Here is a 6637-nt window from a genome sequence, read left to right as displayed (position 1 = left end):
CAGACTTCTCCTGCAACGGGACTCCCGGTGATCGTCTTGCTCAGCACAAGTTGATCTATCAGGACGTCCCGTTGCGTCATTCAGCAGGGCTTGACGTGCAGCTCAAGACCCAAACGCAACGGCGTTGACTTCACGTTCACCCTCCCCCGTCCCCGGCCGCGCACCCGCACCACCGGGCGCGCGCCGCGCGGCGCCCACGTGCGTCCCTTGGGCGGACTCAGGCCCTGTCCCGTCTCGTCCTCGAAGCAGACGTAGGCGCCCAGGTCCGCCGCGGTGCTTTTACCTGCGGCCACACCTCCTCTTTCCACACCTCGATGGCGGCCTCGTCCCGCTCGACCGCCCGGCGCACCGGCACCTGACACGTCCAGCCGTGCCGCCGCAGCAGCTTCCACACCCCCTGCACCGTGTACCCCACATGGAACATCCGGCCGATCAGCAGCTTGATCCGCTTCAGCGTCCACCGCTGGTCGTCCTCGAAACCATGCACCAGCGGCCCCCGCTTCAACTCCGCTTCCAGCCGCTCCCACTGCTCACGCGACAGCCGCTCGACCGACACCGGCCCCTTCGAGCGCAACGCCTCCACTCCGCCCGTCCGCCAGTCACGCCGCCACTGACGCACCGACCGCTCACCGACCCTCAGGTCCCGGGCGATCTCCCCAGTCGCATCCCCACGCTCGAACCGCTCGGCAGCTTCCAGCCTCAACCGTTCACGAGCCGCCTGCGCCTCGGGCGTGTACCCACCCGCCTGCGCATACCTCACCACCACGGCATACCGCAGGGATCAAGGACCGTCACCACCTCAGGCGACTACGAGTTCAAGCTGAGTACTCAACTTGATTGTGTGATGTCGGGAGCCGTTCGCCTGACAGCGGCGGGCCGGCCTCGGCCAGCAACACGCTGAAGCCTGGCTCTTCCATCATCCCCCGAGTGAATGGAGGCTGGACCCTGCCAGCTCGTCGAGATCTGAACGCCCCGCGCAACCCTGCCGCCACCCTGTTATTATTGTTTTGCTGACGGTTTCATTGTCGCGGCCATACCGAGATAATCCCAAGCCGCCCGCTCATAATAGATCGATGCCAAGGAGCCGAGATTATGAGTGAGCAACGATCGAACCCCGATGCCCGGACCGCTGCCCTTCCTGATTCCCGATTGGTCGAATCCGCCCCCGCTGAATTACGTGGCCAGGAGAAGGAACACCAGCGGCCGATGCCGCAGGCGCTCGCGACCATCTCACTCGACGCTGACCAGAACCCGACCGGTGTGGCGGTGGATCCGGAAGGCAACCTTGTCTATGTGGCGAGTTCTAACCTCGGCAATACTACGAACGTTCTCTGGGTGATCGACGGAGTCACCAATAGGGTCCTCTCTAGCTTCGCTGTCGGCGCCAGCCCCCTCGGCGTGGCAGTGCTCAGGGGATTTTACGAGGCTCGACCTCACACTTTTCTGTCAGTCAACCATGTCTTTGTGGCGTGCAGTGCCGACGACACGCTCTGGGTCTTCGACTTCAGCAACACCTCTGTCAGTAGTGCAGGGCAGTCAGTAAGTCTTGGCGCGGGCAGCCAGCCGCGCTTCGTCGCCGTGGATTGGAGCGGGCGCGACCCGAGCATCTATGTAACCAACTACAACGCCGGCACTGTGGCAGTGATTGACGGCCTGAACCCTTATGCAGGAGTCAAAGCCACCATCACAGTGCCTCCCATGAACCCTCCCCCTACGGGTCCCGCCCCGTGGGCCAATCCGCACGGAATCGCGGTCAACCCGACCACCGGTCGTATCTATGTAGGCGACCAACAGGACGGCGGGCTGTTTGAATTCGACCGCGCAACCCACTCTGTCGTGGCGAAACACAGCTTCTCGAAGATCGAGTTTCTGTCCGGGCTGGCTGCGAACTTCACCACTGGTCGCATCTACGCAGGCAGGTCCAGTGCACCCTTCACGACCTCCAGGATCTATATGACGGACGGAACCAGAGGTCCGGGTGGCCAACTCAATCTTCAGCCCATAACGGTCGAGGCAAGTATTACTCAAGTTGCGGTTAATGTCAGAACCAACCGCATCTACGCGACTGACGGCTTGCGCCGAGTCGTGGTGATCGATGGGACCACAAACAATGTGCTTGGCAACGCGCCGGTTGGACCTGATCCCTTGGGTATAGCGGTGAATGATCGGACCAATCGAGTCTATGTGGCCAATTCCACCAGTAACACGGTGTCCGTGCTCGCGGGCTGAATCAGTTATTCAACTGCCGAAAATTCTGACCAAGGCCGGGGCAGCACGGTCAGTCCGCCTTCCTGCGCGTACCTCGCGATCCTGCTGGGCCGAAATATGCTTAGAACAGGTTAATTATCTGCGACTCCTCAAATGGTCTAACCCTCTAGGGTCTAGCTTAGAGAATTCCAACCGCCCGGTACGATTCATCAATTACAGAATGAACCTTGCTCAAGATCTCCTGGTGATCCTCTAGGCGAGTGAAGGCGGCATCTTTCAGTACCGTTCGTGAACCATCAAATTTGGCGAATGGCCAGAGGGAAATCATGGCTTCCGCCAAGATGAATATCCAATCCTCGACGTCAAGCTCCGGTGCGGCATCCAGTGGGCCAGGTTCATCAGAGGGCGGTAAGTGAGTTGACGCCCGTTTTGCCGTTTCGGTTGGGGCAAGCGGCCTGGTCGCGGGCTCGCGGGGCGGCTATGGCCGGGGCCGGGTGAACAACCCCTGCTCGGCCTCAGCCAGGATCCCGCGCTCGACCAGCCGCTTGAGCTTCAGGCGGACGTTGTTGACGTTGTTGGGCGCGATCTCCATGTCCACCGCCTCGCACACCGCCCGCGCCCGCAACGGTGCGTCGGCTGCGGCGAACACCGCCATGACCTGCTGGTAGGCCGGATGGTCCGGCAGCTTCGCGGTCGGCGGCGCGGGCGGCCGCGGATCGAGCAGCTCCAGCAGCGTCTTGCGGGTGATCCGGATCTCCTCGGCGGCCTTGTCGAACCCGTCCAGCAGCGCGGTCAGCTCCGCGATCTTCTCCCGGGCCACCTCGGCCTGCGCGGCGATCTCCCGCTCCCGCTCCTCCAGCCGCGCCAGCACCGCCCCCAAGGTCAGCTCCCCGCCGGTCATGCGCCGCGCCAGGTGGGGGCGGAGGTCCCGGTGAGCATCCTCGACATCCGGTCGCTTATGGCCCAGTACACCCTCGACTGTCCCCGAAGCCGTTCGGATCGCCCGTCACGTGACCGCGATCCGAACGGCTTTCTTGCAGGCCGGGAGGCGAGATGGGTCGTTGACCAGGCACTACAGGTCCGAGTGGCTCTCACTCAACCTGTCGAAGACACGCCGACGCTGTCGAATACTTTCTTCACTTACTCAAGAGGCGGCGCGTTGCGCCGCCGGTCGCCCATGGCGCACGGCCGGGCTGCGGCCTGACGGCCGGTCCCGGCCGGCGCCAGGCCGACCACGACCAGCGTGCCCTCACCACAAGCAGTCGGCGCCCGGCCGCACCGTCGCGGACACCGAGTCAGACCCCGCTGCCGGAGTCGTCCGGGTCCCTGGCCGTCATCCGGTCCAGCACCGCCCGAAGCTTCCGGGCCCCGGACGGCGTGCCCTTAAGGAAGACCACGCCCTGTCCGTCATCGGACCACCCCGCCTGAGCCCGGACAAGATCCACGCCCTGAAGTCCGAGAGCGGCCAGCACGGTGTTCAGGTCGACGGCCGCAGCTCTCGCCTCAAGCCACGGCGCCTCGTAGTTCACGCCCTCCAGCTTCGGCCCGCCGCCGAGAAAGGTCTCCCCGTCTTCCCCGGAGCCATCGTCACTTTCCCCGTCCGACATACCACCCCCGTGCCGATCAGCACCGACCACCACACCAGCGATACCACACCCCGACGACAGCAGCCGGGCGCCGCGCGGCACCGCAAGCACGACAGCCCCCGTGCCGTGGTGGCCGGGGGCTGCCGAGCGGATGTCGCTGGTGGGAGCGCCTGAGGGCCCGCCGTCGAGGGCCGCCAGATTACTCTCTGTTGCCGATCACCGCCAGGGTTTCGGTCACGATGGGCGGCACGGCCCAGCAGTCCAGAGCCCGGTACCGCCGGACCCCGTCCCACCACGGCCGGGGATCATTCTTCGCCCGGGGCTCGTACCTCACCGAGCAGTAGGCGCTGCCCAGCAGCGTCCACCCTTCCCGCTCACACCGCCGCAGGCCCTTGGTGTTCCCCCGCCGGGTGCCGTTCGGCAGGTCCTTGACGAACGCCCGGGACATCACCGCACCTCCGGAATGCCGTGCGCACCGGGGTAGGTGTAGCCGGGATCCGGCAGACCATCGCACGCGGCCCGCAGCGCCTCCCGCCGCTCGAACTGCCGTTGCATCTCCTCCAGGTCCGTCCACCTCTCGGCGACGGGTGAAAACTGACCGCTGAACGGCGGATGAATCGGGACCCACCGGAGCAAATCCGACCCTTCTTGCGATCGTCTGATCATCCTGATCCCCATCGAGGGTCAGGAGGAGAGGGTGATTCACGTGGAGGACTGGGCTGAGATTCGCAGGCTGAGCCGGGCCGAGCAGATGCCGATCCGGGCGATCGCCCGGCACTTGGGCATCTCGAAGAACACGGTGAAGCGGGCGCTGGCCAGCGACCGGCCGCCGGTCTACCAGCGCCCGTTGAAAGGCTCGGCGGTGGACGCGGCGGAGCCCGCGATCCGGGAGTTGCTGAAGCAGACCCCGACGATGCCGGCGACGGTGATCGCCGAGCGGATCGGGTGGGAGCGCGGACTGACGATCCTCAAGGAGCGGGTGCGCGAGCTGCGGCCGGCGTATCTGCCGGTCGATCCGGTCTCGCGGACGGTCTACCGGCCAGGGGAGCTCGCGCAGTGCGACCTGTGGTTCCCGGCGGTGGACATCCCGCTGGGCTACGGCCAGTCGGGTCGGCCGCCGGTGCTGGTCATCGTCTCGGGCTACTCGCGGATGATCACCGCGCGGATGCTGCCCTCGCGGCAGACCGGCGACCTGATCGACGGGCACTGGCGCCTGCTCGCCGACGGCTGGGGAGCCGTTCCCAAGACACTCGTCTGGGACAACGAGGCCGGGGTCGGAAAGGGCAGGCTGACCAGTGAGTTCGCCGCGTTCGCCGGACTGCTCGCCGTCAGAGTGATCTTGTGTCGGCCCCGCGATCCGGAAGCGAAGGGCCTGGTCGAGCGCGCCAACGGCTACCTGGAGACCAGCTTCCTACCCGGACGGGTCTTCACCGGCCCCGACGACTTCAACAACCAGCTGACCGCCTGGCTGCAGATCGCCAACCGGCGCCAGCACCGCTCGATCGACGCCCGGCCGGTGGACCGCTGGGAGGCGGACCGCGCCGCGATGTTGCCCGTCCCGCCCGTCTCACCCCCACACTGGTGGCGTTTTCACACCCGCATCGGCCGCGACCACTACGTCCGCGTCGACACCAACGACTACTCCGTTCACCCGCGCGCGATCGGGCGGACGGTGATGGTCCGGGCGGACAACGAAGAAGTCACCGTCACCTGCGGCAACGACATCGTGGCCCGCCACACCCGCTGCTGGGCCAGACACCAGAGCCTGACCGACCCCGAGCACGCCGCCGCGGCCGACCTCCTGCGCTGCGAGGTCATCCACCAGCAGGCCGCCGCGCGGGCGGCCACCGCCCGCGCCGCACTCCTGGCCCCCGACAGCCTCGGCATCGAGGTCGAACAACGCGAACTGGACACCTACGACCGCATGTTCACCCTCATCGAGGGCGGCGCCGGGAAGGAGGACACCTGATGGCCCGCACCACCGCAACCTCCAGCACCGCCAGCGCCGATGCGGCCAAGCCCGACGGCCAGACGGCCCGCACGGGTCGGCAGACCGCCGCCGACCTGGCCTTCTGCGCCCGCGCGATGAAGGCACCCGCGCTGCTGGACGCCGCCGAACGGCTGGCCGAACGCGCCCATGCCGAGTCCTGGACCCACCTCGATACCTGGTCGCCTGTCTCCAGCGCGAGGTCTCCGCCCGCGACAGCCACGGCGGCGAGGGCCGCATCCGCGCGGCCCGGTTTCCCGCGATCAAGACCATCGAGGAGCTGGATCTCACCCATCTGCGTGGTCTGACGCGCCAACAACTCGCGCATCTGGGAACATTGGACTTCATAGTGGCCAAGGAGAACGCCGTTTTCCTGGGACCGCCGGGCACCGGCAAGACACACGTCGCCACCGGGCTCGCTGTCAGGGCCTGCCAGGCAGGCCACCGGGTCGCGTTCGCCACCGCCGCCCAGTGGGTCGACCGCCTGGCCGCCGCCCACCACAGCGGCCGGCTTCAGGACGAACTGGTCAAGCTCGGCCGCTACCCGCTGATCGTGATCGACGAAGTGGGCTACATCCCGTTCGAGGCCGAGGCCGCGAACCTGTTCTTCCAGCTCATCTCGAACAGATACGAAAGGGCCAGCGTGATCGTCACCTCGAACAAGCCCTTCGGACGCTGGGGAGAGACCTTCGGCGACGAGACCGTCGCCGCCGCCATGATCGACCGCCTGGTCATGTCCCGTGAAGTGGTGTAGTGGTCGTTTGCCAACGGTCATGCGGTGGGTGGTAGTTGGTCGCGAGCCTGCTCGCCAGGGTAGAGCTGGTCCATGCTGCCCTCAGGCAGATAGCGGCGGGGG

At 66.3% G+C, this 6637-nt stretch carries 6 protein-coding genes and 1 pseudogene; 3 read left to right on the top strand and 4 right to left on the bottom strand.

Features of this window, described 5'->3' with window-relative positions:
* Window positions 1-131: 131 nt before the first annotated feature.
* Window positions 132-760, bottom strand: a pseudogene (locus tag KV557_RS41190) (winged helix-turn-helix domain-containing protein); the annotation flags it as partial.
* A 332-nt stretch (window positions 761-1092) separates the two neighbouring features.
* On the opposite strand from KV557_RS41190, the gene KV557_RS41185 reads away from it, so the two are divergent.
* Complete coding sequence (locus tag KV557_RS41185; RefSeq protein ID WP_218207229.1) at window positions 1093-2229, top strand: YncE family protein; 1137 nt, start codon at window positions 1093-1095, stop codon at window positions 2227-2229.
* 457 nt (window positions 2230-2686) lie between these two features.
* Here the strand turns inward: KV557_RS41185 and KV557_RS41180 are convergent, their stop codons facing one another.
* The 3 genes from KV557_RS41180 to KV557_RS41170 all read right to left on the bottom strand — a co-directional run bounded on the left by KV557_RS41180 (window position 2687) and on the right by KV557_RS41170 (window position 4242).
* A complete protein-coding gene (locus KV557_RS41180) occupies window positions 2687-3109 on the bottom strand; it encodes a hypothetical protein (protein ID WP_218207227.1) in 423 nt (140 codons plus the stop codon).
* Between the two features lie 394 nt (window positions 3110-3503).
* Window positions 3504-3905, bottom strand: a complete 402-nt coding sequence (locus KV557_RS41175) for a hypothetical protein (protein WP_218207225.1) — start codon at window positions 3903-3905, stop codon at window positions 3504-3506.
* A gap of 88 nt (window positions 3906-3993) precedes the next feature.
* Window positions 3994-4242 carry a hypothetical protein gene (locus KV557_RS41170; protein ID WP_218207224.1) on the bottom strand — a complete coding sequence of 83 codons (249 nt, stop codon included), beginning with the start codon at window positions 4240-4242 and terminating at the stop codon, window positions 3994-3996.
* A gap of 249 nt (window positions 4243-4491) precedes the next feature.
* Between KV557_RS41170 and istA the strand changes: the two genes are divergently transcribed.
* Both istA and istB read left to right on the top strand, forming a co-directional pair.
* Window positions 4492-5763 carry an IS21 family transposase gene (istA, locus tag KV557_RS41165; protein WP_218207221.1) on the top strand — a complete coding sequence of 424 codons (1272 nt, stop codon included), beginning with the start codon at window positions 4492-4494 and terminating at the stop codon, window positions 5761-5763.
* A 103-nt stretch (window positions 5764-5866) separates the two neighbouring features.
* A complete protein-coding gene (istB, locus tag KV557_RS41160) occupies window positions 5867-6535 on the top strand; it encodes an IS21-like element helper ATPase IstB (protein WP_308130315.1) in 669 nt (222 codons plus the stop codon).
* Window positions 6536-6637 lie beyond the last annotated feature (102 nt).

The sequence above is a fragment of the Kitasatospora aureofaciens genome, assembly GCF_019192735.1.
Lineage (GTDB): Bacteria > Actinomycetota > Actinomycetes > Streptomycetales > Streptomycetaceae > Kitasatospora > Kitasatospora aureofaciens_A.
Note: the sequence above shows the minus strand (reverse complement) of the source record. Positions and strands in the feature narration are given on the sequence as shown.